Here is a 22227-nt window from a genome sequence, read left to right on the forward strand (position 1 = left end):
GCCCTGGCCCACGCGGCAGCCGACCCCGTGGCCCCTGAATCGGCGCCGCCGGTGGTGGCGGCAGCGGCTTCCGCGACGTCGGCCGTCCCCGGCTGACCGAACGGAACGCGTGCCCGGTACCGCGCGAGCGCCGTACCGGGCCGCCCTACGCCCCGAGGAACCGGCCCGCCGCCAACTCCAGGTAGGACGCCAACGGGCCCGGCAGCGCTCGGAGTTCGGACAACGAGCCGATCAACTCCACCTGGTCGAACTCCGGGTCCACCCCCGACGCGATCTCGGCCCGCGCCAATTCCGCGTAGCGCTCCCGCAGTTCACGCGCGGGGCGCGGCGGGGCGATGAACAGGAACCCCAAGCCGCCCCGAGCGTCAAGGACCACCGGCCCCGGTACGAGGGCGTCGGCGGCAGTGTCGGAGCCGGTCTCCTCGGCAAGTTCGCGGGCCGCGTGCAGCCGGAACACATCCAGGTCCAACGCGGCCCCGGCGAGCGGGGGTTCGAGCGTGCCACCGGGTGGCTGCCACCGCCCGGGGGCCGAGGTGGTGGGCGACATCCGGCCCACCAGCAGGCGCCCGTCGTCACAGGGCTGGAGCACCGCCACGAACAGCGCCGCCACGGCCGGTGCGTCCGGAAGCCCACGCAGGACGCGGTAGCGGTACGTCAGCCTCGTCCAGGAGACCGACAGGCCGCCCGCGCCGTCCCGTTCGAACCCGGTGAGCGCGGCCACCGGGCCGTCGAACAAGGCCGGGTTGGCGGTCACGGCGGCGGCCCAGCGGTGGTCCATCGCCGTGCGCTGGGCGTTGGTGAGGGCGGGCGGGGCGGTCTCCTCGAAGCGGAGGCGGGAGACGTCCCACAGCTTCGCCGTCACCGCAGAGCCGCCAGCGGGTCGTCGAGCACCGGCTGCCAGGCGAGTTCGGCGGCGCCGACCAGGCTGTCGTGGTCCAGGGTGCACGGCAGGATCGGCACACTCCCGCTCTGTCCCCACAGGCTGCGCTCGGCGACGACGGCGCGCAGCCGCTCGGGGTCGGCGTTGAGCAGGCTACGGTGCAGTCCGCCGAGGATGACGCGGTCGGGGTTGAGGATGTTGACCAGCCCGGCCAGCCCCAGTCCGAGCCGGTCGATCAGCGTCTCGGCGGCGGCGCGTACGGCAGGCTCGGCGTACCGGGTGCGCAGCAGGTCGTCGGCCTGGGCGAGGAGGGACACCTCGGGGCCGGGGGCGAGTCCGGCCTCCATGAGGAGGGCGAGCGGGTCGGCCTCCACGTCGAGACAGCCCCGGCTGCCGCAGTGGCAGACGCGGCCCTCGGGGTTGACGGTCAGGTGGCCGACCTCCAGGGCGAGGCCCGAACTCCCCGTGTGCAGGCGGCCGTCGAGGACGAGCGCGCCACCGACGCCCCGGTGTCCGGTGGCCACGCACAGCAGGTGCCGGGCGCCGCGGCCCGCGCCGTGCCGATGTTCGGCGAGGGCGGCGAGGTTGACGTCGTTGCCCGCGAAGGCGGGCCCGGTGATCCCGGCGGCGTGCACGAGGCCGGCGAAGATGCGGCGCACCGGTTCCCCGGCCGGCCAGGCCAGATGGAGGGGGTTGAGGGCGAGCCCGTCGGGTTCGGCGACGGCGGACGGCACGGCGAGCCCGGCGCCCACGCAGCGGCGGCCCGTGGCCCGCAGCAGGTCGGCACCCGCCTCCACCACCGCGCCGAGCACCTTGGCCGGGTCGGCGTCGACGGTCTCGCAGCCGGGCGTGGTCGCCACGATCCGTCCGCCGAGGCCGACCAGGGCGGCCCGGAAGCCGTCCGTGTGCACTTGCGCGGCCAGTGCGACGGGCCCGTCCTCGGCGACCTCCAGCCGGTGCGAGGGGCGGCCCTGGGAACCGGCGGGGGCACTGGGGCGGGCGTCGACCCTGATCAGGCCGAGTGCCTCGAGTTCGGCGGCGACGGCACCGGCGGTGGCGCGGGTGACGCCGAGTTCGGCGGTGAGCACGGCGCGGGTCGGGGCGCGTCCGGTGTGCACCAGCTCCAGCGCGGGGCCGAGGGCACCGCGTCCCCGGTCCAGCCGCGCCCGTGAGATGGGTCCTGCCCCCGCCTTCCGGGGGTCCGCCATGCCGCTCATGGGGGCGAGTCTCGCATGATCCGCGCCGGTCGGGACCTGTCTCGTGACCGATGTGACATGGTCAGCCGGCCGGGGCGGCCAGGCCGCTCACGCGCAGGGTGATGTTGAGCCGTCCGGTCAGCCCCAGCCAGGCCGGGGCGGTGCCGGGGAGCACGCGAGGGACGCCGTGGAAGGCGAGGCGGGAGGGGCCGCCGAAGACGAAGAGGTCACCACTGCGCAGCTCCACGTCCGTGTAGGGGCGGGTGCGGGTCTCGGTGTTGCCGAAGCGGAACACACAGGTGTCGCCCAGGCTGAGGGAGACCACCGGGGCCTCGGAGCGTTCGTCGCCGTCACGGTGCATGCCCATGCGGGCGTCGCCGTCGTAGAAGTTGATCAGGGCGATGTCGTAGGGGTCGCCGGGGACCGCGTCCGGGCCGAGGGCGTCGGCGACCGCGTTCCGGGCCAGCTCGTCGAGCCAGGCCGGGAAGGGCTTCACGGGGGCGTTGTCGCCGTCGACGACGGTGCGAGCGTAGGCGTACGGGTACCAGTGCCAGCCGAGACAGACCTGCCGGGCGGTCATGGTGCCGCCGCCGGGGGTGCGGACGGTGCGCAGTCCGGCCGGCGGGCGGGCCCAGTCGCGGCAGGCGGTGAGCAGCGCGCGCTGCCGGTCCGCGTCCAGCCAGTGCGGGACGTGCACGGCGCCCGGCGCGGCCTCGGTCCGCTCCCTGGGAAAGAGTTCCACGTCCATGCGCCCATCTTCCCCCAGGGGGTGTCCGCTCGGTCAGGCCGGACGCCGCCGGGCCGGACACCCCCTCGGCGCCCGACAGGGCCTGAGCTGGGGCTCGGCTAGCCTGGGGGGCGATGAACGACCGCATGACGATTCCGTGGGGCGAGACCGAGCTGTCCCGTTTCCCCGCCGACCCCCGCGACCGGCTGCGTGCCTGGGACGCCTCCGACGCGTATCTGCTGCGGCATCTTGCCGGGGAAGGGGTGGATCTGTCGGGCGAGGTCGTGGTGCTCGGCGACCGCTGGGGCGCGCTGGCGACGGCGCTCGCCGCGCACCGGCCGACGCAGATCACCGACTCCTTCCTGAGCCAGGAGGCCACGCGGGCCAATCTGGCGCGGGCCGGGGTCGGTCCCGGCGCGGTACGGCTGCTGACCACGCAGGACCCGGTGCCGGAGCGGGTGGACGTGCTGCTGGTACGGGTGCCCAAGAGCCTGGCGTTGCTGGAGGACCAGCTGCTGCGGCTGGCGCCCGCGGTGCACGCGGGGACGGTGGTGATCGGCACCGGCATGGTGAAGGAGATCCACACCTCCACCCTCAAGCTGTTCGAGCGGGTTCTCGGGCCGACCCGCACCTCGCTGGCCGCACAGAAGGCCCGGCTGATCTTCTGCGCCCCGGACCCCTCGCTCGTCACGCCGGACAATCCCTGGCCCTACGGCTACACCCTGCCGGAGGGGATCGGCTCGGCGTCGGGGCGGCCGGTGGTCAATCACGCGGGTGTATTCTGCGCCGACCGCCTGGACATCGGCACCCGGTTCTTCCTGGGGCATCTGCCCGAGACGCACGGGCGCCGGGTGGTGGACCTCGGCTGCGGCAACGGCGTGGTGGGTACGGCGGTGGCGCTGGCCGACCCGGAGGCCGAGGTGCTCTTCGTGGACGAGTCGTTCCAGGCCGTCGCCTCGGCCGAGGCCACGTACAAGGCGAACGGGGTGCCGGGGCACGCGGAGTTCCGGGTCGGGGACGGGCTGGCCGGGGTGGCGTCCGGCAGCGTGGACCTGGTGCTGAACAACCCGCCCTTCCACTCCCACCAGGCCACCAGCGACGCCACGTCCTGGCGGATGTTCACCGGCGCCGAGCGCGTGCTGCGGCCGGGCGGCGAGCTGTGGGTGATCGGCAACCGGCACCTGGGCTACCACGTGAAACTGAGGCGGCTGTTCGGCAACTGTGAACTGGTGGCCAGTGACCCGAAGTTCGTGGTGCTCAAGGCGGTCAGGAAAGCCTAGGCACCCACGCGCCCGAGTACGCGGACGATCCGGGCCACCTCGTCGGCCATGGCCGTCCGGCCGGCGGCGAGGTAGGTGCGGGGGTCGACGGCCTGGGGGTGCCGGCCGAGGTGCTCGCGGACCGCTCGGGTGAGGGCCGTGTTGAGGGCGGTGCCGACGTTGACCTTGCCGATGCCGCCCTCGACCGCCCTGACCAGCTCGTCGTCCGGCACGCCCGAGGAGCCGTGCAGCACCAGGGGTACGGCCAGTTCGGCGGCGAGCCGCTTGAGCAGAACGTGGTCCAGGGCGGCGGTACGGGTGGTCATGGCGTGGGTGCTGCCGACGGCCACGGCCAGCGCGTCGACACCGGTCCGCGCGACGAAGTCCCGCGCCTCGGCGGGGTCGGTACGGGCGCCGGGGGCGTGGGCGTCCAGCGGGGGTCTGCCGTCCTTGCCGCCTATCTGGCCCAGCTCCGCCTCGATCCACAGACCCCGGGCATGCGCCCAGTCGGCCGCCGCGTGGGTGACGGCCAGGTTCTCGGCGTAGGGCAGGCGGGCGGCGTCGTACATCACCGAGCTGAACCCGGCGTCCGGGGCACGGCGCAGCAGGGCATCGCTCTGGACGTGGTCGAGGTGCAACGCCACCGGTACGGCGGCCTGTTCGGCGGCGGCGACGGCGGCCCGGGCGAGGGGCCGAAGGTGGCCGTTCCTGAACTTGACCGCGTTCTGGCTCACTTGGAGGACGACGGGCGCTCCGGCCGTCTCGGCTCCCGCGACGACGGCCTCGACGTGTTCGAGGGTGATGATGTTGAACGCGGCCACGGCGGTGCGGAGCCGGGCTGCTCGGGTGATCAGTTCACCGGTGGTGGTGAGGGGCACGGCGGCTGCTCCCTTCCGTGTTCAGGGGGTGAGGATCACCGAGCGGGTGAGGTGACGGGGCCGGTCGGGATCGAGACCCCGGGCGGCGGCCACGGCGACGGCGAGACGCTGGACCCGGATCAGTTCGGCGAGCGGGTCGAGTCCGCCCTCGATCCACAACGCGCCGGTCGTGCGCACCTGTTCGGCGAGCCCCTTGGGCGCCGGGCCGAGCGTCCAGGTCGCGGTGTCCTGGCTGCTGATACTGATCGGGCCGTGCCGGTACTCCATCGCCGGGTACGCCTCGGTCCAGGACAGCGATGCCTCGCGCATCTTCAGTGCCGCCTCGTTCGCCAGACCCACGGTCCAGCCCCGGCCGAGGAAGGTGAACTCCCGTCGTTCCACGAGCCCGTGGGGCAGCGGGACGGTGAGGGCCGCGCGGGCGTCGGTGACGGCGGCCGGGGTGTGCAGCCCCAGGTGGGCACGGAGCAGGGTGAGTGCGGTGGTGGCGAACCGGGTCTGGACGACGGAGCGTTCGTCGGCGTGGTCGAGGACCACCAGATCGTCGGCGGCCCGCCGTATGGGCGTCCCGGGGTCGGCGGTGATCGCGGTGGTGCGTGCTGTGCCCCTCAACTGGGCCAGCAGATCCAGCACTTCGGTGGTGGTGCCGGAGCGGGTGAGGGCGATGACCTGGTCGTAGGACCGGCCGCGCGGAAACTCCGAGGCGGCGAAGGCGTCCGTCTCGCCCTGCCCGGCGTCCTCGCGCAGCGCGGCCACGGCCTGCGCCATGAAGTACGAGGTCCCGCAGCCGACGACCGCGACCCGCTCCCCCGGCACCGGCAGGGCCGCCCGGTACGGGCCCGCCTCCCGCGCCGCCCGCTCCCAGCACTCCGGCTGACTGTTCAGCTCGTCCTCGACATGGCTCATGCCACACCCTCCCCAGGCTGATCGTTCGTGCAAGATACTGCTGACTTTCGAGCAGGATCAAGCATCGGGACGGGAGTCGCCGGTGCGTTAGGGTCGCCGGGAGATCACAGGAACGGAGACCCGATGGCGCGGGAGACCCGCTGGCAGGCACTGCTGGAACTCCTCGCGGAGCGAGGCCGGCTGGAGGTCGAGGAGGCGGCGGCCGAGCTGGCGGTGTCGGCGGCGACCATCCGCCGGGACCTCGACGGCCTGGCCGAGCAGAGGATGCTCGTGCGGACGCGGGGCGGGGCGGTCGCGCACGGGGTGTCGTACGAGCTGCCGCTCCGCTACAAGACGGCCCGGCACGCCTCCGAGAAGCAGCGGATCGCGGCGGCGGTGGCGGATCTGGTGGCGCCGGGCGAGGCGGTGGGGCTGACCGGGGGCACGACGACCACGGAGGTGGCCCGCGCACTGGCCGTGCGTCCCGATCTGGCCGCCGGCTCACCCGCGTTGACCGTGGTGACCAACGCGCTCAACATCGCGGGGGAGCTCGCCGTACGGCCGCAGTTCAAGATCGTGGTGACCGGCGGGGTCGCGCGTCCGCAGTCGTTCGAGCTGGTCGGGCCGCTCGCGGACGGGGTCCTCGGCGGGATCACGCTGGATGTGGCGGTGCTCGGGGTGGGCGCCTTCGACCCGGTGCACGGCGCGGCGGCGCACGACGAGTCGGAGGCGGCGGTCAACCGGCTGCTGTGCGAGCGCGCGGAGCGGGTGGTGGTCGCGGCCGACTCCAGCAAGCTGGAGCGGCGGGCGTTCGCCCGGATCTGCGGCCCGGAGCCGGTGGAGACCCTGGTGACGGACACATCGGTGGCCGCGGAGACGGTGCGCCGGTTCGAGGAGGCGGGCGTGCGGGTACTGGCCGTCTGAGCCGGCCGGATCAGGCGGGCAGGCCCACGCTCGTGCCGAGCCGGGTGACCGCGTGCCGGAAGAAGCGCTCGCGGTCGACCACCACCTGCTCGAACTGCCCGAACAGCTCGAAGCCGACCAGCCCGAACAGCTCCGCCCAGGCGGCGACCATGGCGGGCGCGGCCTCCACCGGCAGCTCGGGGGCGATGTCCGCCGCCATGCGCTCGGCCTCGGACCGCAGCTCGGCGGGGAGCGACAGCCCGGCGAGGCCGGGCCCCCGGTCGGCGTCGCGGACGACGCCGATGAGCACCATGGCCACCCGCGCGGCGGACGGGATGGTGGTGGCGGGGGCGGCGTATCCGGGTACGGGCGAGCCGTAGATCAGGGCGTACTCGTGCGGGTGGGCCAGCGCCCATGCGCGCACCGCCTCGCAGGCGACCGTCCAGCGGCGCAGGAACTCCCCCTCCGGGACAGCCGCGTGGGCGGTCTCGGCCGCCTCGCCGAGCGAGTCGTAGGCGTCGATGATCAGCGCGGTCAGCAGGTCGTCACGGCTCGGGAAGTACCGGTAGAGCGCGGAGGACACCATGCCCAGCTCGCGCGCCACGGCGCGCAGCGAGAGTTTCGCCGCGCCCTCGGCGGCGAGCTGTCTGCGGGCCTCGTCCTTGATGGCCGCGGTGACCTCGGTCCTGGCCCGCGCGCGGGCGCCCTCTGCGGTGCTCATGCGGGTCAGTGTGCCACGCGACGGAGCAGTGCACACAAACCAGAGCACTGCTCTTGCACGAGAGCACCGATCTCGGCACACTGGGACCAGAAGCGAGAGCACCGCTCTCCCAAACCCCCGGGGGTCGTCATGTCGTCCGCGCCGTACTACCTGAAGGCAGGCCCGCTCGGTACGTGGTTCAACGGGCTGGTCGGCAAGCTCGCCCGTCTCGGTGTCAGCCTCGCGGGCAGCGCGGAGCTGTCGGTGCGCGGCCGCAAGAGCGGCGAGATGCAGCGCATCCCGGTCAACCCGCACACCTACGAGGGCCGGCAGTACCTCGTCTCGGCACGCGGCCACTCCCAGTGGGTGCGCAACATGCGCGCGGCCCACGGCGGCGAGCTGCGGGTCGGCCGGAAGGTGCGGCCGTTCCGCGCGGTGGAGCTGCCCGACGACCAGAAGCTCCCCATCCTGCGGACCTACCTGGACCGCTGGGGCTGGCAGGTCGACAAGTACTTCGCCGGGGTGACCGCGAGCAGCTCCGACGCGGAGATCCTCGCGGCCGCCTCCGACCACCCGGTGTTCCGGATCACCGTCACGGACTGACGGTGTCCCCTCGTTCGGGCTGCTCCGGCTGCTCGGCCGGAACGTCCGGCGTGGTCCGCCCCCGGTCCAGCGCGGCCAGCGCCCGCTGGGCCAGCGGACGGGACCTGACCATCTCCCCCAGCGTCGTCGCGCCGGTGGTGATGTCCCGGAAGGCCTTCCAGGCGGGCCGGAATCCGGTGATGCCGGCGTGGAAGACACCGGGACGGCGCTCGAAGGCGGCCAGCAGCCGCTTGCCGACGCTCATCTCCACGCCGAGCCCCGCCTTGATGGCGAAGGCGTAGTTCAGGGCCTGCCTGCGGGTGTCGACGGCGTCGTGGGCCTCGGCGATCCGTACCGCCCACTCCCCCGCCAGGCGCCCGGAGCGCAGCGCGAAGGAGATGCCCTCACGGGTCCAGGGCTCCAGCAGTCCGGCCGCGTCCCCGCAGACCAGCACCCGGCCGCGGGAGAGCGGGGAGTCGTCGGCGCGGCAGCGGGTCAAGTGCCCGGACGAGATGCTCGGTTCGAAGCCGGCGAGGCCCAGCCGGGCGATGAAGTCCTCCAAGTGCCGCTTGGTGGCCGCTCCTTCGCCGCGCGCGGAGATCACGCCGACGGTGAGCGTGTCGTCCTTGGGGAAGACCCAGCCGTAACTGCCCGGCAGCGGGCCCCAGTCGATGAGGACGCGGCCCTTCCAGTCCTCGGCCACGGTGTCCGGCACCGGGATCTCGGCCTCCAGGCCGAGGTCGACCTGATCGAGCTTGACCCCGACATGGGCCCCTATCCGGCTGGCGCTGCCGTCGGCGCCGACGACCGCGTGGGCCAGTACCGTCTCGCCGCCCTGCAGGACCACGGCGACGGTGCGCCGGTCGGGGACGGCCGAGCCGTGCTGCTCCACGCGCTGCACGGTGACGCCGGTGCGCACCTCCGCGCCCGCCTTCTGGGCGTGCTCCACCAGGCGCTGGTCGAACTCGGGCCGGTTGATCAGCCCGAACAGCATCTGCCGGGAGCGGCGGGTCCGGGTGAAGCGGCCGTTGTGGGAGAAGGTGACCGCGTGCACCCGGTCCTTGAAGGGGAGTTCGAAGCCGGGCGGGAGCGCGTCACGGGAGGGGCCGATGATGCCGCCGCCGCACGTCTTGTAGCGGGGCAGTTCCGCCTTCTCCAGGATCAGCACCCGGCGGCCGGCGACGGCCGCCGCGTAGGCCGCCGAGGCGCCCGCGGGTCCCGCGCCGACCACGACGACGTCCCAGACCCGCCGCTCATCCTCCGCCGAAGTGTTCTCGCCGCTCACGATGGTCCATCGCTCCGATCAAGCCGCTGCCGCTCCCCCGGTGCACCGCTGACACGGGGCGGGGGACCCCCATGTCCCACGCATCCTACGGCCGGTCCCCGGCGTGGGCCGCTGTGGGAGGATCGGTGTATTCCAGCAGTTCAACGTCGTAACCCACGAGGAGCCGTGCCCATGTCGTCGAATCCGGTCGCCGAGACCGTCGCCTCGCTGATGCCCCGCGCCAAGGCGGAGCTGACCGAGCTGGTCGCCTTCAGGTCGGTGGCGGACTTCGAGCAGTTCCCGAGGAGCGAGAGCGAGGGCGCCGCGCACTGGATCGTGGACGCGCTCACCGCCGAGGGCTTCACCGACGTGGCACTCCTGGACACCCCCGACGGCACCCAGTCGGTGTACGGCTACCTGCCCGGCCCCGAGGGCGCGAAGACCGTGCTGCTCTACGCCCACTACGACGTGCAGCCCCCGCTGGACGAGGCCGGCTGGACCACGCCCCCGTTCGAGCTCACCGAGCGGGACGGCCGCTGGTACGGGCGCGGCGCGGCCGACTGCAAGGGCGGCCTCATCATGCACCTGCTGGCGCTGCGCGCCCTGAAGGCGAACGGCGGGGTGCCGGTGCACGTCAAGGTCATCGCCGAGGGCTCCGAGGAGCAGGGCACGGGCGGTCTGGAGCGGTACGCGGAGGCGCACCCGGAGCTGCTGTCGGCGGACACCATCGTGATCGGCGACACCGGCAACTTCCGGGTGGGCCTGCCGACGGCGACCACCACCCTGCGCGGTATGACGATGCTCCGGGTCCAGGTCGACACCCTGGCCGGGAACCTGCACTCGGGCCAGTTCGGCGGCGCCGCCCCGGACGCGCTCGCCGCCCTGATCCGCCTGCTGGACTCGCTGCGCGCCGAGGACGGTTCGACAACGGTGGACGGTCTGACGGCCGACACCCGCTGGGAGGGCCTGGAGTACGGCGAGGAGCAGTTCCGCTCGGACGCCAAGGTGCTGGACGGCGTCGGGCTGATCGGTGACGGCTCGGTGGCCGACCGCCTGTGGGCGCGTCCGGCCGTGACGGTCATCGGCATCGACTGCCCGCCGGTCGTGGGCGCCACTCCGTCCGTGCAGTCCAGTGCCCGCGCGCAGATCAGCCTCCGGGTGCCGCCGGGCGTGGACGCCGCCGAGGCGACCAAGCTGCTCACCGCCCACCTGGAGGCCCACGTGCCGTGGGGCGCGCGGGTGAGCATCGAGCAGGTCGGCCAGGGCCAGCCGTTCCGCGCCGACACCACGAGCCCCGCCTACCAGGCGATGGCCGACGCGATGGCGGTGGCCTACCCGGGCGAGACCATGCAGTACGCGGGCCAGGGCGGCTCGATCCCGCTCTGCAACACCCTCGCCGGTCTCTACCCCGAGGCCGAGATCCTGCTCATCGGCCTGAGCGAGCCGGAGGCCCAGATCCACGCGGTCAACGAGAGCGTCTCCCCCGAGGAGCTGGAGCGCCTCTCGGTCGCGGAGGCCCTGTTCCTGAACAACTACGCGGCGAACTGAACAAGTCGGCGAAGGTGCGTTCCCGTCAGGGCGGGGGCGCACCGTCGTCGCACTCCGCTCAGCCGACCGGGACCCCCGCCTCCAGGTACAGCGCGGCGCCGCGTTCGCGGGCTCTGAGGGCCCAGCGGAGGCGCTCGTAGCGGACCGGCGGGAGCATCGTCGCGGCCTCGCGTTCGGTGGCGAAGCGCCAGGCACGCAACTCCGGTCCGGGCAGCAGCACTCGGGCGGCCTCGTCGGGACCGAGCCGGCCGCCGTCGAAGAGCAGCCGGAGGCCGCCGTGGCCGGGCGGGGCGGGCCGCTCCCAGTCGACCACCAGCAGGCGAGGCACCTCCCGCAGCCGTATCCCGACCTCCTCGGCGACCTCCCGCATCCCGGCGCGGGCCGGGGCCTCCCCCCGCTCGACCACACCGCCGGGGAACTCCCAGCCCGGCTTGTAGGTCGGATCGACCAGCAGCACCCTGTCCTCGGCGTCGAAGAGCAGCACTCCGGCGGCCAGGGTCTCCCCGGCCGGCTCGGGCGTCTGCACGATCTCGCACGGCCGCGCCGCCCCGCTCCCCACGGCCTCGGTGATCCGGACGGCGCTCTGGTAGGGCGTGAGGCCGCTGGTGTCGACGGGGTACGCGTCGGCCGTGAGCCAGGACGCGAGGGCGGCGCGGTAGGGCTCGATGTGGTCGTAGGCCCACTGCCGCTCCCGCATCTCGGCGTCGGGCACGCCCGGCGAGGGCTCCCGTCCGGCGATGCGTTGGCGCAAAATCGTTTCGGCCGGGGTGAGCAGCAGATGGCGCACGGAGATCCGGCGGGCGGCGAGGCCGCCGAATATCTCGTCGCGGTACTCCTGGCGCAGCAGGGTCATGGGGACCACCAGGGTCCCGCCCAGCTCGGCGAGGAGCGCGGCGGCGGTGTCGATCACCAGACGGCGCCAGATCGGCAGGTCCTGGACGTCGTCGACCTCGGCGAGGCGCTTGGCCGGCAGCAGGCGCGGGAGCTGCGCGCTGATCAGCTCGGGGTCGAAGAGCGTGCTGTTCGGGATCAGTTCGATCAGTTCCCGTGCGGTGGTGGTCTTGCCCGCACCGAACGCGCCGTTGATCCAGACGACGGTCACGGTTCCCCCTCTTCTGTTGGCCCCCTGGGGCTTGCCCGTTCCACCCTGGCACGGAAACCACGCGCAGTTGAGGGCGCACAGCACGGTGCCGGGGCCCCGGGCAGGGGTCCCGGCACCGTACCGGCGGTCGGTTCCGGCCGTTACCGGCCGAGCGCGCCCTCGTCCACGTCGAAGCTGTCCTGGCTCACGATGTGGTCGACGGTGCTCAGGGTGTCGTCCACCTTGAGGTCGCTCAGGCCGGCGTTCTCGGCGGCGTGGGACGGGGTGAGGCCGGCCACCACGAATCCGGTGGCGAGGCTGGCGATGGCGAGCAGGCTGCGCTTCTTCATGCCGTGATCAACTGCCGGACGGCCCGAGGGGTCACGCTGTACGCATTTCGGCCAGCCGAAGCAACAGGAACGAACGCGGCTGTCCCACCCCTTCCAACAGAGTCGGACACGTTCTACCGTGATCGCGCACCGGTGCCCGTCCCTGTCTGCCGCGAGCCGGAGGAACGTCGACGATGCGTCACCCTCGTCCCCGCACGCACCGCATCCGAGCAGCCGCCCTGTTCCTGACGGCGCTGCTGAGCGCGGGCGGTATCGCCGCCCCGGCCACGGCCGCGCCCCCTCCCGCGGCGTCCGCCGAGGGCCTGGCGCCCACCCCGCCGATGGGCTTCAACAACTGGAACTCCACGCACTGCCGGGCCGAGTTCAACGAGGACATGGTCAAGGGCATCGCCGACCTCTTCGTGTCCAGGGGCCTCAAGGACGCCGGGTACCGTTACGTCAACCTCGACGACTGCTGGGCCCTCCCCCAGCGCGACGCCGACGGCAAGCTGGTGCCGGACCCGGCCCGCTTCCCGCACGGCATCGCGGCGGTCGCGGACTACGTCCACGCCAAGGGTCTGAAGCTCGGTATCTACACCAGCGCGGGCACCAAGACCTGCGACGGCGCCGGCTTCCCCGGCGCGCTGGGCCACGAGGAGAGCGACGCCCGGCAGTTCGCCGACTGGGGCGTGGACTACCTGAAGTACGACAACTGCAACAACCAGGGCGTGGACGCCCGGCAGCGCTACCGCACCATGCGCGACGCCCTGCGGGCCACCGGACGGCCCATCGTCTACAGCATCTGCGAGTGGGGCGAGAACAAGCCCTGGGAGTGGGCCTCCGACGTGGGCCAGCTCTGGCGCACCACCGGGGACATCAGCGACAACTGGGGCTCGATGCTCTCCATCCTCAAGCAGAACCTCCCCCTCGCCCCGTACGCCGGTCCCGGTCACTGGAACGACCCCGACATGCTGGAGGTCGGCAACGGCGGGATGACCGACACCGAGTACCGCTCCCACTTCTCGCTCTGGGCGGTCATGGCGGCCCCGCTGCTCATCGGCACCGACCTGCGCACCGCGTCCCCCGCGACCCTGGACATCCTGGGCAACAAGGAGGTCATCGCGGTGGACCAGGATCCGCTGGGCCGGCAGGGCTCGGTGGTCTCCAGCGCGGGCGGGCGCTGGGTGGTCGCCAAGGAGATGGCGGACGGCAGCCGCGCGGTCGCCCTGTTCAACGAGTCCGGGACCGCGCAGCGCGTCGCCACCAGCGCCGCCGCGGTGGGCCTGCCCCGCGCCCCCGGCTACAGCCAGCGCGACCTCTGGCAGCACCGGGACGCCAACACGGCGGGCACCATCGCGGCCACCGTCCCGGCCCACGGCACCGTCCTGCTCCGGGTGTCGGCCGACGGCCACTGGGCCGAGCATCCGCCTGCTGTCGAACTCGGCCTGACCGAAGCCCCGTTCGTCGAGCGGGGCACCCCGGCCACGCTCACCACCACCGTCACCGACCTGGGCCGCACCCCGGCCCGCGAGGTCTCGGCCGCGCTGACCGGCCCGGCCGGCTGGAGCGTACGCGCCCTGTCCCCCGCCACGGCGGCCGGCCTGCCCGGCGGGGCTTCCCTGCGCACCCGTTGGCGGGTGACGGCACCGCCGGGAACGCCGGTCGGGTCGTACGCCTTCTCGCTGCGCGTGCGGTACCGCTCGCCGGCCGGTGAGCGGGTCACCAATGAGCTGCCGGTGACCGTGTCCGTGGTGCTGGCGCCGCCTGCCGGGTCCTCGTACCTGAGCGATCTGCCGTGGCTGTCCGCGGTCAGCGGGTGGGGGCCGGTGGAGCGGGACACCAGCAACGGCGAGGACGCGGCGGGCGACGGCTCCCCGCTCACCGTCGGCTCCACGGTGTACGCCAAGGGGCTCGGCGTGCACGCGGCCAGCGAGGTCGCCTACTACGCCGGGCGGCACTGCTCGAAGGTCACCGCCCAGGTGGGCGTGGACGACGAGAAGGGCGCGAAGGGCAGCGTGGCGTTCGAGATCTGGGCGGACGGGGTGAAGGCCGCCTCCACGGGCGTGCTGACCAACGCCGACCCCGCCCGGCCGCTCACCGCCGAGGTCACCGGCGCGCAGGTGGTGCGGCTGGTCGTCACCGACGGGGGCGACGGCGTCGACTCCGACCACGCGGACTGGGCGGACGCCCGGCTGAGCTGCTGAACCGGCCGTGGCCACGGGGGTGCCGCCCCGTGGCCACGCGCGGCTGTCAGACTCCGGCGGCGGTGGTGTCCGGCCTGAGGGCCAGTGCGGCGGCCGCCGCCCCGACCAGCCCCGCGTCGGTGCCCATCTGGGCGGGGACCACGGTGAGCCGCTGGACGAAGGAGAGGGTGGCGTAGTCCGCGAGGGCCTTGCGCAGCGGCGCGAACAGCACGTCGCCCGCCTTGCCGACGCCGCCGCCGATCACCGCGATGTCGATCTCGACCAGGGTCGCGGTCGCCGCGATCCCGGCCGCGAGGGCCTGCGCGGCCCGCTCGAAGGAGGCCAGGGCGACCGGGTCGCCCCGGCGGGCCGCGTGCGCGACGGCGGCGGCGGAGGTGTCGCCGTCCGGGCCGGGCAGCCAGCCGTCGGCCAGGGCACGGCGGGCGATGTTGGGGCCGCTGGCCAGGCCCTCCACACAGCCACGCGCGCCGCAGGGGCACGGTTCGCCGTCCAGGTCGACGCTGATGTGGCCGATGTGGCCGGCATTGCCGGTGGGACCGGGGTGCAGTCGGCCGCCCAGGACCAGTCCGCCGCCGACGCCGGTGGAGACCACCATGCACAGGGCGTTGTCGTGGCCGCGCGCGGCGCCCTGCCAGTGCTCGGCGGCGGTGATGGCGACCCCGTCGCCGATCAGCTCGACCGGCAGCCCGCCGGCGGCCGCGCGTACCCGCTCGACCAGCGGGAAGCCGCGCCAGCCCGGCACGTTGACCGGGCTCACGGTGCCCGCCGAGGCGTCCACCGGACCGGCGCTGCCGATGCCGATCACGGAGGCGCGTCCCCACAACGGCGAGGCTGCGAGGTCGCCGAGCACCTGCTCGACGGCCTGCATGACCGTTTCGCCATCCTGTCGCGCGGGCGTCGGGCGCTGGGTGCGCGCCTGAATCCGGCCATGACCGTCCACCAGCGCACCGGCGATCTTGGTACCGCCGATGTCCAGGGCCGCCACGAGGTCGGTGTGCATCTGATTCTGGTCTCCCCGTCGAGCCGTAGCTGGTGATCCGGTGGGCCTCCCCGGCCTGGTCGCGGTGGGGGCGCGGGCCGGGACGGCGGTGGACAGTCTCTCTCGCACCTGACAACGTTGTCCAGGCTCTATGCTCGACGCCACATGCTTGTACCGGCCTTTGATTGCCCGCACCACCCCGCGACACCCCCGGACAACAGGACAGGACACCGCACCGTGCCCGAGACCACCCGCCGAGCAGACCGCGCCACCGGCAGCCGATACGGCAACCGGCCCACCATGAAGGACGTGGCCGCGCGGGCCGGGGTCGGCCTGAAGACGGTGTCCCGCGTGGTCAACGGCGAGCCGGGCGTCACCCCGGACACCGAGCGGCGGGTCCGGGAGGCGATCGAGGCGCTGGGCTTCCGGCGCAACGACAGCGCACGGGTGCTGCGCAAGGGCCGTACGGCGAGCATCGGCCTGGTGCTGGAGGACCTCGCGGACCCGTTCTACGGGCCGCTCAGCCGTGCCGTCGAGGAGGTGGCCCGCGCGCACGGGGCGCTGCTGATCAACGGGTCCAGTGCGGAGGACCCGGAGCGGGAGCAGGAGTTGGCGCTCGCTCTGTGCGCCCGGCGGGTGGACGGCCTGGTGGTGATCCCCGCCGGGGACGACCACCGTTATCTGGAGCCGGAGATACGGGCGGGCGTGGCCACGGTGTTCGTGGACCGGCCGGCCGGGGGCATCGACGCGGACGTGGTGCTGTCGGACAACTTCGGCGGCGCGCGTGACGGGGTGGCCCATCTGATCGCACACGGCCACCGCAGGATCGGCTTCATCGGCGACATGCCCCGCATCCACACGGCCGCCGAGCGACTGCGCGGCTACCGGGCGGCGATGGAGGAGGCGGGGATACCCGTCGCACGGGGCTGGATGTCGCTGGGCGCGACCGATCCGGAGCGGGTGCGGCAGGCCATGGAGGAGATGCTCACCGGGCCCGACCCGGTGACCGCGGTCTTCACCGGCAACAACCGGGTGACGGTCACCGTGATCCGGGTCCTGGCCGAGCGCGACCGGCCGGTCGCCCTGGTCGGGTTCGACGACTTCGAGCTGGCCGACCTGCTCCAGCCGGGCGTGACGGTGGTCGCGCAGGACGCGGCCGCCCTCGGCCGTACGGCCGCCGACCGCCTCTTCCAGCGCCTCGACGGCGCCCCCGGCACCCCGGAACGCCTCGAACTGCCGACCCGCCTGATCTCGCGGGGCTCCGGGGAGCTGCCTCCGGCGGACTGAGGGCGCTACCGGGGCCGGGCCAGCGCCAGGTCTTCCAGATCGGCCCGGCCGAGCCCGCTCGCGGCTGTCACCTCCGCGCCGTCCAGGGCGCCGCAGTGCAGCCCCCGGAGCAGGTAGCCGCTCAACGCCCGTGCGGTGGCGGGCTCGTCCAGCACATCGCCCCGGGTGCGCGTGGTGTACGCCGCGAGCCGGGCCGCCGCCTGGGCGAACCCCTCGCGGTAGAAGGCGAAGACGGCCGCGTACCGGGTCGGCAGATGGCCGGGGTGCATGTCCCAGCCCTGGTGATAGGCGCGGGCCAGGGCGCGGCGGGTGAGCCGGTGGTGCAGCCGCCAGGCGTCGTGGACCTGCGCGGTCGGGCCGACCGGCAGCACGTTGGTGGAGCCGTCCGAGACGCGTACGCCGGTCCCGGCGGCCGCGACCTGCATCACCGCCTTGGCGTGGTCGGCGGCGGGGTGGTCGGGTGCCTGGTGGGCGGCGGAGACCCCGAGGGCGGCGCTGTAGTCGAAGGTGCCGTAGTGCAGTCCGGTGGCCCGGCCCCCGGCCGCCTGGATCATGCGGGCGACCGTGGCGGTGCCGTCCGTGGCGAGGATCGCCTGGCTGGTCTCGATCTGGATCTCGAAGCCGAGCCTCCCGGACTCCAGCCCGTGCGCCCGCTCGAAGGCGTCCAGCACCCGGGCGAACGCCGCGACCTGCTCCGCGTACGTCACCTTCGGCAGCGTCAGGTTCAGCCCCTCGGGCAGGCCGCCGGCCGCCATCAGACCGGTGAGGAAGACGTCGAGCGTCCGGATGCCCCGCTCGCGCACCCCCGCCTCCATGCACTTCACCCGCACACCGAGGTACGGGGGCGCGTCCTCGGCGAGGAGCCGGGCGGCGCGGGCCGCGTCCTCGTCCTCCTCGGCGTCCGGCCGGTGCCCGTACCCGTCCTCGAAGTCGACCCGCAGGTCTTCCACCGGCTCCCGCTCCAGCTTGGCCCGGACCCGCTCGTACACCGGCCCGGCGAGTTCCCCGTCCAGCCCGAGCACGGCCGCGAACGAGCCCGCGTCCGGGGCGTGTTCGTCGAGCGCGGCCAGCGCCCGGTCGCCCCATTCGCGCACGGTGCCCGCGTCGAACACGTCACCGGGCACGTACACGGTGTGCACGGGCTGGCGCGTGCCGGGATCGCCGGGGTACCGGAGCGCCAGCTCGGCGTCGACGGGCGCGAGAAGTCCGTCGACCTCCTTGCCGACCTCGCCGCCGAGACTCGTCCTCACTTGCTCCTGCCGACCCATCCCACACCCTCCGGCCTCAACAAACCGTTGAGGGACGGTATCCAGGGCGATCCGGCGGGTCAACAACAGGGCGAGGCCCCCGGGACCGTGTGGGTTCCGGGGGCCTCGTGCGGCGTCGGAGGGGTCAGCCCTTGCGGGTCTTGACTTCCTCGGTGAGCTGGGGGACGACCTCGAAGAGGTCGCCGACCACGCCGTAGTCGACCAGGTCGAAGATCGGGGCCTCGGGGTCCTTGTTGACCGCGACGATCGTCTTCGAGGTCTGCATGCCGGCGCGGTGCTGGATCGCACCGGAGATGCCGTTGGCGATGTAGAGCTGCGGCGAGACCGACTTGCCGGTCTGGCCGACCTGGTTGGTGTGCGGGTACCAGCCGGCGTCGACGGCGGCACGCGAGGCGCCGACGGCGGCACCGAGCGAGTCGGCGAGGGCCTCGATCAGCGCGAAGTTCTCCGCGCCGTTGACGCCACGGCCACCGGAGACCACGATCGCGGCCTCGGTCAGCTCCGGGCGGCCCGTGGACTCGCGCGGGGTGCGGCCGGTGACCTTGGTGCCGGTCGCCTTGTCGGAGAAGGTCACCGACAGGGCCTCGGCCGCGCCGGCGGCCGGGGCGGCCTCCACGGCGGCCGAGTTCGGCTTGACCGTGATGACCGGGGTGCCCTTGGTGACCTGGGACTTGGTGGTGTACGACGCGGCGAACACCGACTGGGTGGCGACGGGACCCTCGGCCCCGGCCTCCAGGTCGACGGCGTCGGTGATCAGACCGGAGCCGGTGCGCAGCGCCAGACGGGCGGCGATCTCCTTGCCCTCGGCGGAGGACGGGACCAGCACGGCGGCCGGGGAGACGGCCTCGACGGCGGCCTGGAGCGCGTCGACCTTGGGGACGACCAGGTAGTCGGCGTACTCGGACGCGTCGTCGGTGAGTACCTTCACCGCGCCGTGCTCGGCGAGGGCGGCGACGGTGTCGGCAGCGCCGTTGCCCAGGGCGACGGCGACGGGCTCGCCGATGCGGCGGGCCAGCGTCAGCAGCTCCAGGGTGGGCTTGCGGACGGCACCGTCCACGTGGTCGACGTAGACGAGGACTTCAGCCATGGGATTGCTCTCCTGCGTAACGAAGTTGAGGGGCGGTCTGGGCGCGGGGCCTTAGATGAACTTCTGGCCCGCGAGGTACTCGGCGAGCTGCTTGCCGCCCTCGCCCTCGTCCTTGACGATCGTGCCCGCGGTGCGCGCCGGGCGCTCGGTCGCGGCCTCGACCTTGGTCCACGCGCCCTCGAGACCGACCTCCTCCGCCTCGATGTCGAGGTCGGACAGGTCCCAGGACTCCACCGGCTTCTTCTTGGCCGCCATGATGCCCTTGAACGACGGGTAACGCGCCTCGCCCGACTGGTCCGTCACGGAGACCACGGCCGGCAGGGAGGCCTCGAGCTGCTCGGAGGCGGCGTCGCCGTCACGGCGGCCCTTGACGGTGCCGTCCTCGACCGAGACCTCGGAGAGCAGCGTCACCTGGGGCACGCCCAGACGCTCGGCGACCAGCGCGGGAACGACACCCATGGTGCCGTCGGTGGACGCCATGCCGGAGATGACCAGGTCGTAACCGGCCTTCTCGATCGCCTTGGCCAGCACCAGCGAGGTGCCCATGACGTCGGTGCCGTGCAGGTCGTCGTCCTCGACGTGGATCGCCTTGTCGGCGCCCATCGAGAGGGCCTTGCGCAGCGCGTCCTTCGCGTCCTCGGGGCCGACGGTCAGCACGGTGACCTCGGCGTCGCCGTCCCCCTCGAAGGACTCCGCGATCTGCAGGGCCTGCTCCACCGCGTACTCGTCGAGTTCGGAGAGCAGACCGTCCACGTCGTCGCGGTCGACGGTCAGGTCATCGGCGAAGTGCCGGTCGCCAGTGGCGTCGGGCACGTACTTCACAGTGACAACGATCCTCAAGCTCACGCCGGCTCTCCTACTGCATCGTCTTTTCCGGGCTGCCTCTTGAAGTGCAGCATAGGCGCCTCAAGCGGCCGATCGCGGTCGGGGCGTCCGCGCGCTCCGACCAAAATATTACTCGCCAGTACACCCAGTTCCTGCCCGCTAAGCAAGCGCTTTGAACTGTGACCTTCGCAACGCAGCGTAACCGGAACCCGACGGCTCCGCGGAGCCGGGCCCAACCCGCTCAGTCCCGCAGGGCGTTGAAGCGGCCCTGGTGATAGAGCAGCGGACGGCCGTCCCCGGACGGGTCGCCGAGCAGCACCTCGGCGAGCACGATCCGGTGGTCCCCGGCCGGTACCCGTGCCACGACCCGGCACACCAGCCAGGCGAGCACATCGTCCAGCACGGGCACCCGCTCGGGCCCCTCGCGCCACGCGGTGGACGCCCCGAAGCGGTCGGCGCCGCTGCGGGCGAAGGTGGCGGCGAGGTCGCTCTGGTGCTCGGCGAGCAGATGCACGCCGACGTGGTCGGTGCGCTCGATGGCGGGCCAGCTCGACGCGCCGGTGCCTATGCCGAAGGAGATCATCGGCGGCTCGGCGGAGACGGAGCTGAGCGAGGTGGCGGTGAAGCCGACCGGGCCGTGCTCGCCGCGCGCGGTGATCACCGCGACACCGGCAGCGTGCCGGCGGAAGACGGAACGCAGCAGGTCCGGCGAGGCGGGCTGCCGGGAACCGAGGCCGGGGGTGGCCGTCATGGGGTCGTCCTTCTGCTGACGGGGGCGAGCTGGTGGGGTCCGGTGCTGTTCAACGGCCCCGGCAGCGGGCGCTCCCGAGGCGGACCGGGCCGCTGGGCACGGCCGGTCCGGCGAGAAGGTGTTCGATCGGCACCGGCCCAGGCTGACGACAGACGGCGGGCGCAGTCAAGTCGCCGCCGGAGCGTCCGGGAGCGCTCAGCCATCGTGCCGCCCGCTCACGGCCTCGCCGAGCGCCGCGATGACATCGGCCCTGCGTGGCTGCCCCTGGGCGCGCCGCACCACCGCGCCGTCCGCGTCGAGGACGAGCACGGTGGGGGTCTTCACGATGCCGAGTTCGCGGACGAGTTCCAGCCGGGCCTCCGCGTCGATCTCGACGTGCGCGACACCGGGCACCATCCGGGCGACCTCGGCCAGCGTGCGCCGGGTGGCCCGGCAGGGCGCGCAGAAGGCGGAGGAGAACTGCACGAGGGTGGCCCGCTCCCCCGGTTCGCCGCCGAGTTCGGCCGGCGTCAGTCGCCGTACGTCGTCCGCCCCGCGCACCCGTGTCCTCCACCCTGCCGCCGTCGCGGCGCCGCTCGTCCGATCCGTCCTCAACACCAGCACATCGAGGGCCGAATGGATTCCCCGCCTCCGAAAGAGTGGGTCGGGGGCGGACGTGACGAGGATCTCGCCGTTACCGGGCACCAGGACTGGTCACTCGTCCGTTCTTGGGGCACGATCTGCGAGAGCCGTAAACCTACGGCTCCGTAACTTCCCGCCGGGAGCCCCCTTTCCCGAGCAGAGCAGAAAGGGACCACCCCGCTTATGGCAGAGCTGGTCTACCGTCCCGTCGTCGGTCTCGCCAAGACGATGTTCAAGGTCTGGGACCTCAAGATCGACTGCCAGGGGTCGGAGAACATCCCGCGCTCCGGTGGCGCCGTGCTGGTGAGCAATCACATCAGCTACCTGGACTTCATCTTCAACGGCCTGGCCGCGCTGCCGCAGAAGCGCCTGGTGCGGTTCATGGCCAAGGAGTCGGTGTTCCGGCACAAGGTGTCCGGTCCGCTGATGCGCGGCATGAAGCACATCCCGGTCGACCGCGAGCAGGGCGAGACGGCGTACGCGCACGCGCTGGCGTCGCTGCGCGCCGGGGAGATCGTCGGGGTGTTCCCCGAGGCGACGATCTCGCAGTCCTTCACGCTGAAGGGCTTCAAGTCCGGTGCCGCGCGCCTGGCCCAGGAGGCGGGCGTCCCGCTGGTGCCGATGGCGCTGTGGGGCACCCAGCGGCTGTGGACCAAGGGCCAGCCGCGCAACTTCAAGCGCAGCCACACCCCGATCACCATGCGGGTCGGCGAGGCGCTGGAGGCGTCGCGCGAGCAGTACGCGGGCGCGATCACCCGCCGGCTGCGCGAGCGGGTCCAGGAGTTGCTGGACGCCGCCCAGCGCGCCTACCCGGCCCGCCCGAAGGGCGCCGAGGACTCCTGGTGGCTCCCCGCCCACCTGGGCGGCACGGCCCCGACGAACGAGCAGTTGCGCGCGGCCGAGGCCATCTGAGACGACGACGGCCCGGCCGGACGATTCACCGTCCGGCCGGGCCGTTCGCATGTGCCGGCGAGGC

Annotated in this window: 22 protein-coding genes; 7 read left to right on the plus strand and 15 right to left on the minus strand. The window is 73.4% G+C overall.

Annotation, left to right across the window (positions count from 1 at the left end):
* Positions 1 to 145 precede the first annotated feature (145 nt).
* The 3 genes from CCN33_RS10050 to CCN33_RS10060 all read right to left on the minus strand — a co-directional run bounded on the left by CCN33_RS10050 (position 146) and on the right by CCN33_RS10060 (position 2824).
* A complete protein-coding gene (locus tag CCN33_RS10050; protein WP_086693303.1) occupies positions 146 to 862 on the minus strand; it encodes an NUDIX hydrolase in 717 nt (238 codons plus the stop codon).
* Positions 859 to 2097: an ROK family protein gene (locus tag CCN33_RS10055; protein WP_086693304.1), complete on the minus strand. Its 1239-nt coding sequence runs from the start codon at positions 2095 to 2097 to the stop codon at positions 859 to 861. Before CCN33_RS10055 ends, CCN33_RS10050 begins: the two co-directional genes overlap by 4 nt.
* Positions 2098 to 2158: 61 nt before the next feature.
* The gene (locus tag CCN33_RS10060; protein ID WP_086693305.1) at positions 2159 to 2824 is read right to left on the minus strand and encodes an alpha-ketoglutarate-dependent dioxygenase AlkB family protein; all 666 of its coding nucleotides are present in this window, start codon (positions 2822 to 2824) and stop codon (positions 2159 to 2161) included.
* Positions 2825 to 2949: 125 nt separating this feature from the next.
* Here CCN33_RS10060 and CCN33_RS10065 point away from each other — a divergent pair, with 125 nt between their 5' ends.
* Positions 2950 to 4083, plus strand: coding sequence for a methyltransferase (locus CCN33_RS10065; protein WP_086693330.1), 1134 nt, complete (start codon positions 2950 to 2952; stop codon positions 4081 to 4083).
* Here the strand turns inward: CCN33_RS10065 and CCN33_RS10070 are convergent.
* Both CCN33_RS10070 and CCN33_RS10075 read right to left on the minus strand, forming a co-directional pair.
* On the minus strand, positions 4080 to 4940 hold the full coding sequence (locus CCN33_RS10070; protein ID WP_086693306.1) for a class II fructose-bisphosphate aldolase: 861 nt from the start codon (positions 4938 to 4940) through the stop codon (positions 4080 to 4082). The genes CCN33_RS10065 and CCN33_RS10070 overlap by 4 nt on opposite strands.
* A 21-nt stretch (positions 4941 to 4961) precedes the next feature.
* Complete coding sequence (locus CCN33_RS10075) at positions 4962 to 5843, minus strand: SIS domain-containing protein (protein WP_086693307.1); 882 nt, start codon at positions 5841 to 5843, stop codon at positions 4962 to 4964.
* A gap of 123 nt (positions 5844 to 5966) precedes the next feature.
* Here CCN33_RS10075 and CCN33_RS10080 point away from each other — a divergent pair, with 123 nt between their 5' ends.
* Positions 5967 to 6746, plus strand: coding sequence for a DeoR/GlpR family DNA-binding transcription regulator (locus CCN33_RS10080; protein ID WP_086693308.1), 780 nt, complete (start codon positions 5967 to 5969; stop codon positions 6744 to 6746).
* Positions 6747 to 6756: 10 nt separating this feature from the next.
* Here CCN33_RS10080 and CCN33_RS10085 read toward each other — a convergent pair whose 3' ends face one another.
* Positions 6757 to 7446 carry a TetR/AcrR family transcriptional regulator gene (locus CCN33_RS10085; protein ID WP_086693309.1) on the minus strand — a complete coding sequence of 230 codons (690 nt, stop codon included), beginning with the start codon at positions 7444 to 7446 and terminating at the stop codon, positions 6757 to 6759.
* A gap of 129 nt (positions 7447 to 7575) precedes the next feature.
* Between CCN33_RS10085 and CCN33_RS10090 the strand changes: the two genes are divergently transcribed.
* The gene (locus CCN33_RS10090) at positions 7576 to 8028 is read left to right on the plus strand and encodes a nitroreductase/quinone reductase family protein (protein WP_086693310.1); all 453 of its coding nucleotides are present in this window, start codon (positions 7576 to 7578) and stop codon (positions 8026 to 8028) included.
* On the opposite strand, the gene CCN33_RS10095 is transcribed toward CCN33_RS10090, so the two are convergent.
* The gene (locus CCN33_RS10095; protein ID WP_244173748.1) at positions 8018 to 9292 is read right to left on the minus strand and encodes a geranylgeranyl reductase family protein; all 1275 of its coding nucleotides are present in this window, start codon (positions 9290 to 9292) and stop codon (positions 8018 to 8020) included. The two genes, CCN33_RS10090 and CCN33_RS10095, sit on opposite strands and share 11 nt — an antisense overlap.
* A 171-nt stretch (positions 9293 to 9463) precedes the next feature.
* On the opposite strand from CCN33_RS10095, the gene CCN33_RS10100 reads away from it, so the two are divergent.
* Positions 9464 to 10819 (plus strand): dipeptidase, encoded by a 1356-nt coding sequence (locus CCN33_RS10100; protein WP_086693311.1) that lies wholly within the window; start codon positions 9464 to 9466, stop codon positions 10817 to 10819.
* A 58-nt stretch (positions 10820 to 10877) separates the two neighbouring features.
* On the opposite strand, the gene CCN33_RS10105 is transcribed toward CCN33_RS10100, so the two are convergent.
* Both CCN33_RS10105 and CCN33_RS10110 read right to left on the minus strand, forming a co-directional pair.
* Positions 10878 to 11921 (minus strand): NUDIX hydrolase, encoded by a 1044-nt coding sequence (locus CCN33_RS10105; protein WP_086693312.1) that lies wholly within the window; start codon positions 11919 to 11921, stop codon positions 10878 to 10880.
* Between the two features lie 140 nt (positions 11922 to 12061).
* On the minus strand, positions 12062 to 12250 hold the full coding sequence (locus tag CCN33_RS10110) for a hypothetical protein (protein WP_086693313.1): 189 nt from the start codon (positions 12248 to 12250) through the stop codon (positions 12062 to 12064).
* A 173-nt stretch (positions 12251 to 12423) separates the two neighbouring features.
* Between CCN33_RS10110 and CCN33_RS10115 the strand changes: the two genes are divergently transcribed.
* Positions 12424 to 14433, plus strand: a complete 2010-nt coding sequence (locus CCN33_RS10115; protein ID WP_086693314.1) for an NPCBM/NEW2 domain-containing protein — start codon at positions 12424 to 12426, stop codon at positions 14431 to 14433.
* 46 nt (positions 14434 to 14479) lie between these two features.
* Here the strand turns inward: CCN33_RS10115 and CCN33_RS10120 are convergent, their stop codons facing one another.
* The gene (locus CCN33_RS10120; protein ID WP_086693315.1) at positions 14480 to 15433 is read right to left on the minus strand and encodes an ROK family protein; all 954 of its coding nucleotides are present in this window, start codon (positions 15431 to 15433) and stop codon (positions 14480 to 14482) included.
* A gap of 216 nt (positions 15434 to 15649) precedes the next feature.
* Here CCN33_RS10120 and CCN33_RS10125 point away from each other — a divergent pair, with 216 nt between their 5' ends.
* Complete coding sequence (locus CCN33_RS10125; RefSeq protein ID WP_086693316.1) at positions 15650 to 16699, plus strand: LacI family DNA-binding transcriptional regulator; 1050 nt, start codon at positions 15650 to 15652, stop codon at positions 16697 to 16699.
* Between the two features lie 5 nt (positions 16700 to 16704).
* On the opposite strand, the gene CCN33_RS10130 is transcribed toward CCN33_RS10125, so the two are convergent.
* From CCN33_RS10130 to CCN33_RS10150, 5 genes are all read right to left on the minus strand, one after another.
* Complete coding sequence (locus CCN33_RS10130; protein WP_086693317.1) at positions 16705 to 17967, minus strand: DUF6986 family protein; 1263 nt, start codon at positions 17965 to 17967, stop codon at positions 16705 to 16707.
* 124 nt (positions 17968 to 18091) lie between these two features.
* Positions 18092 to 19054 carry an electron transfer flavoprotein subunit alpha/FixB family protein gene (locus CCN33_RS10135; RefSeq protein WP_086693318.1) on the minus strand — a complete coding sequence of 321 codons (963 nt, stop codon included), beginning with the start codon at positions 19052 to 19054 and terminating at the stop codon, positions 18092 to 18094.
* 51 nt (positions 19055 to 19105) lie between these two features.
* Positions 19106 to 19900, minus strand: coding sequence for an electron transfer flavoprotein subunit beta/FixA family protein (locus CCN33_RS10140; protein WP_086693319.1), 795 nt, complete (start codon positions 19898 to 19900; stop codon positions 19106 to 19108).
* Between the two features lie 220 nt (positions 19901 to 20120).
* Positions 20121 to 20630, minus strand: coding sequence for a flavin reductase family protein (locus CCN33_RS10145; RefSeq protein WP_086693320.1), 510 nt, complete (start codon positions 20628 to 20630; stop codon positions 20121 to 20123).
* Between the two features lie 195 nt (positions 20631 to 20825).
* Positions 20826 to 21230 carry a TlpA family protein disulfide reductase gene (locus CCN33_RS10150; protein ID WP_244173750.1) on the minus strand — a complete coding sequence of 135 codons (405 nt, stop codon included), beginning with the start codon at positions 21228 to 21230 and terminating at the stop codon, positions 20826 to 20828.
* Between the two features lie 204 nt (positions 21231 to 21434).
* Here CCN33_RS10150 and CCN33_RS10155 point away from each other — a divergent pair, with 204 nt between their 5' ends.
* Complete coding sequence (locus tag CCN33_RS10155) at positions 21435 to 22163, plus strand: lysophospholipid acyltransferase family protein (RefSeq protein ID WP_086693322.1); 729 nt, start codon at positions 21435 to 21437, stop codon at positions 22161 to 22163.
* The last annotated feature ends 64 nt before the right edge of the window (positions 22164 to 22227 follow it).

Source organism: Streptomyces recifensis (assembly GCF_002154615.1).
GTDB classification, from domain to species: domain Bacteria; phylum Actinomycetota; class Actinomycetes; order Streptomycetales; family Streptomycetaceae; genus Streptomyces; species Streptomyces griseoluteus.

Excerpts from the sequence above, each read along its gene's own strand:
- CCN33_RS10055 (WP_086693304.1), bottom strand. The coding sequence starts at position 2,097 with ATGAGCGGCATGGCGGACCCCCGGAAGGCGGGGGCAGGACCCATCTCA.
- CCN33_RS10060 (WP_086693305.1), bottom strand. The coding sequence starts at position 2,824 with ATGGACGTGGAACTCTTTCCCAGGGAGCGGACCGAGGCCGCGCCGGGC.
- CCN33_RS10065 (WP_086693330.1), top strand. The coding sequence starts at position 2,950 with ATGACGATTCCGTGGGGCGAGACCGAGCTGTCCCGTTTCCCCGCCGAC.
- CCN33_RS10075 (WP_086693307.1), bottom strand. The coding sequence starts at position 5,843 with ATGAGCCATGTCGAGGACGAGCTGAACAGTCAGCCGGAGTGCTGGGAG.
- CCN33_RS10080 (WP_086693308.1), top strand. The coding sequence starts at position 5,967 with ATGGCGCGGGAGACCCGCTGGCAGGCACTGCTGGAACTCCTCGCGGAG.
- CCN33_RS10085 (WP_086693309.1), bottom strand. The coding sequence starts at position 7,446 with ATGAGCACCGCAGAGGGCGCCCGCGCGCGGGCCAGGACCGAGGTCACC.
- CCN33_RS10090 (WP_086693310.1), top strand. The coding sequence starts at position 7,576 with ATGTCGTCCGCGCCGTACTACCTGAAGGCAGGCCCGCTCGGTACGTGG.
- CCN33_RS10100 (WP_086693311.1), top strand. The coding sequence starts at position 9,464 with ATGTCGTCGAATCCGGTCGCCGAGACCGTCGCCTCGCTGATGCCCCGC.
- CCN33_RS10110 (WP_086693313.1), bottom strand. The coding sequence starts at position 12,250 with ATGAAGAAGCGCAGCCTGCTCGCCATCGCCAGCCTCGCCACCGGATTC.
- CCN33_RS10115 (WP_086693314.1), top strand. The coding sequence starts at position 12,424 with ATGCGTCACCCTCGTCCCCGCACGCACCGCATCCGAGCAGCCGCCCTG.
- CCN33_RS10120 (WP_086693315.1), bottom strand. The coding sequence starts at position 15,433 with ATGCACACCGACCTCGTGGCGGCCCTGGACATCGGCGGTACCAAGATC.
- CCN33_RS10130 (WP_086693317.1), bottom strand. The coding sequence starts at position 17,967 with ATGGGTCGGCAGGAGCAAGTGAGGACGAGTCTCGGCGGCGAGGTCGGC.
- CCN33_RS10135 (WP_086693318.1), bottom strand. The coding sequence starts at position 19,054 with ATGGCTGAAGTCCTCGTCTACGTCGACCACGTGGACGGTGCCGTCCGC.
- CCN33_RS10145 (WP_086693320.1), bottom strand. The coding sequence starts at position 20,630 with ATGACGGCCACCCCCGGCCTCGGTTCCCGGCAGCCCGCCTCGCCGGAC.
- CCN33_RS10155 (WP_086693322.1), top strand. The coding sequence starts at position 21,435 with ATGGCAGAGCTGGTCTACCGTCCCGTCGTCGGTCTCGCCAAGACGATG.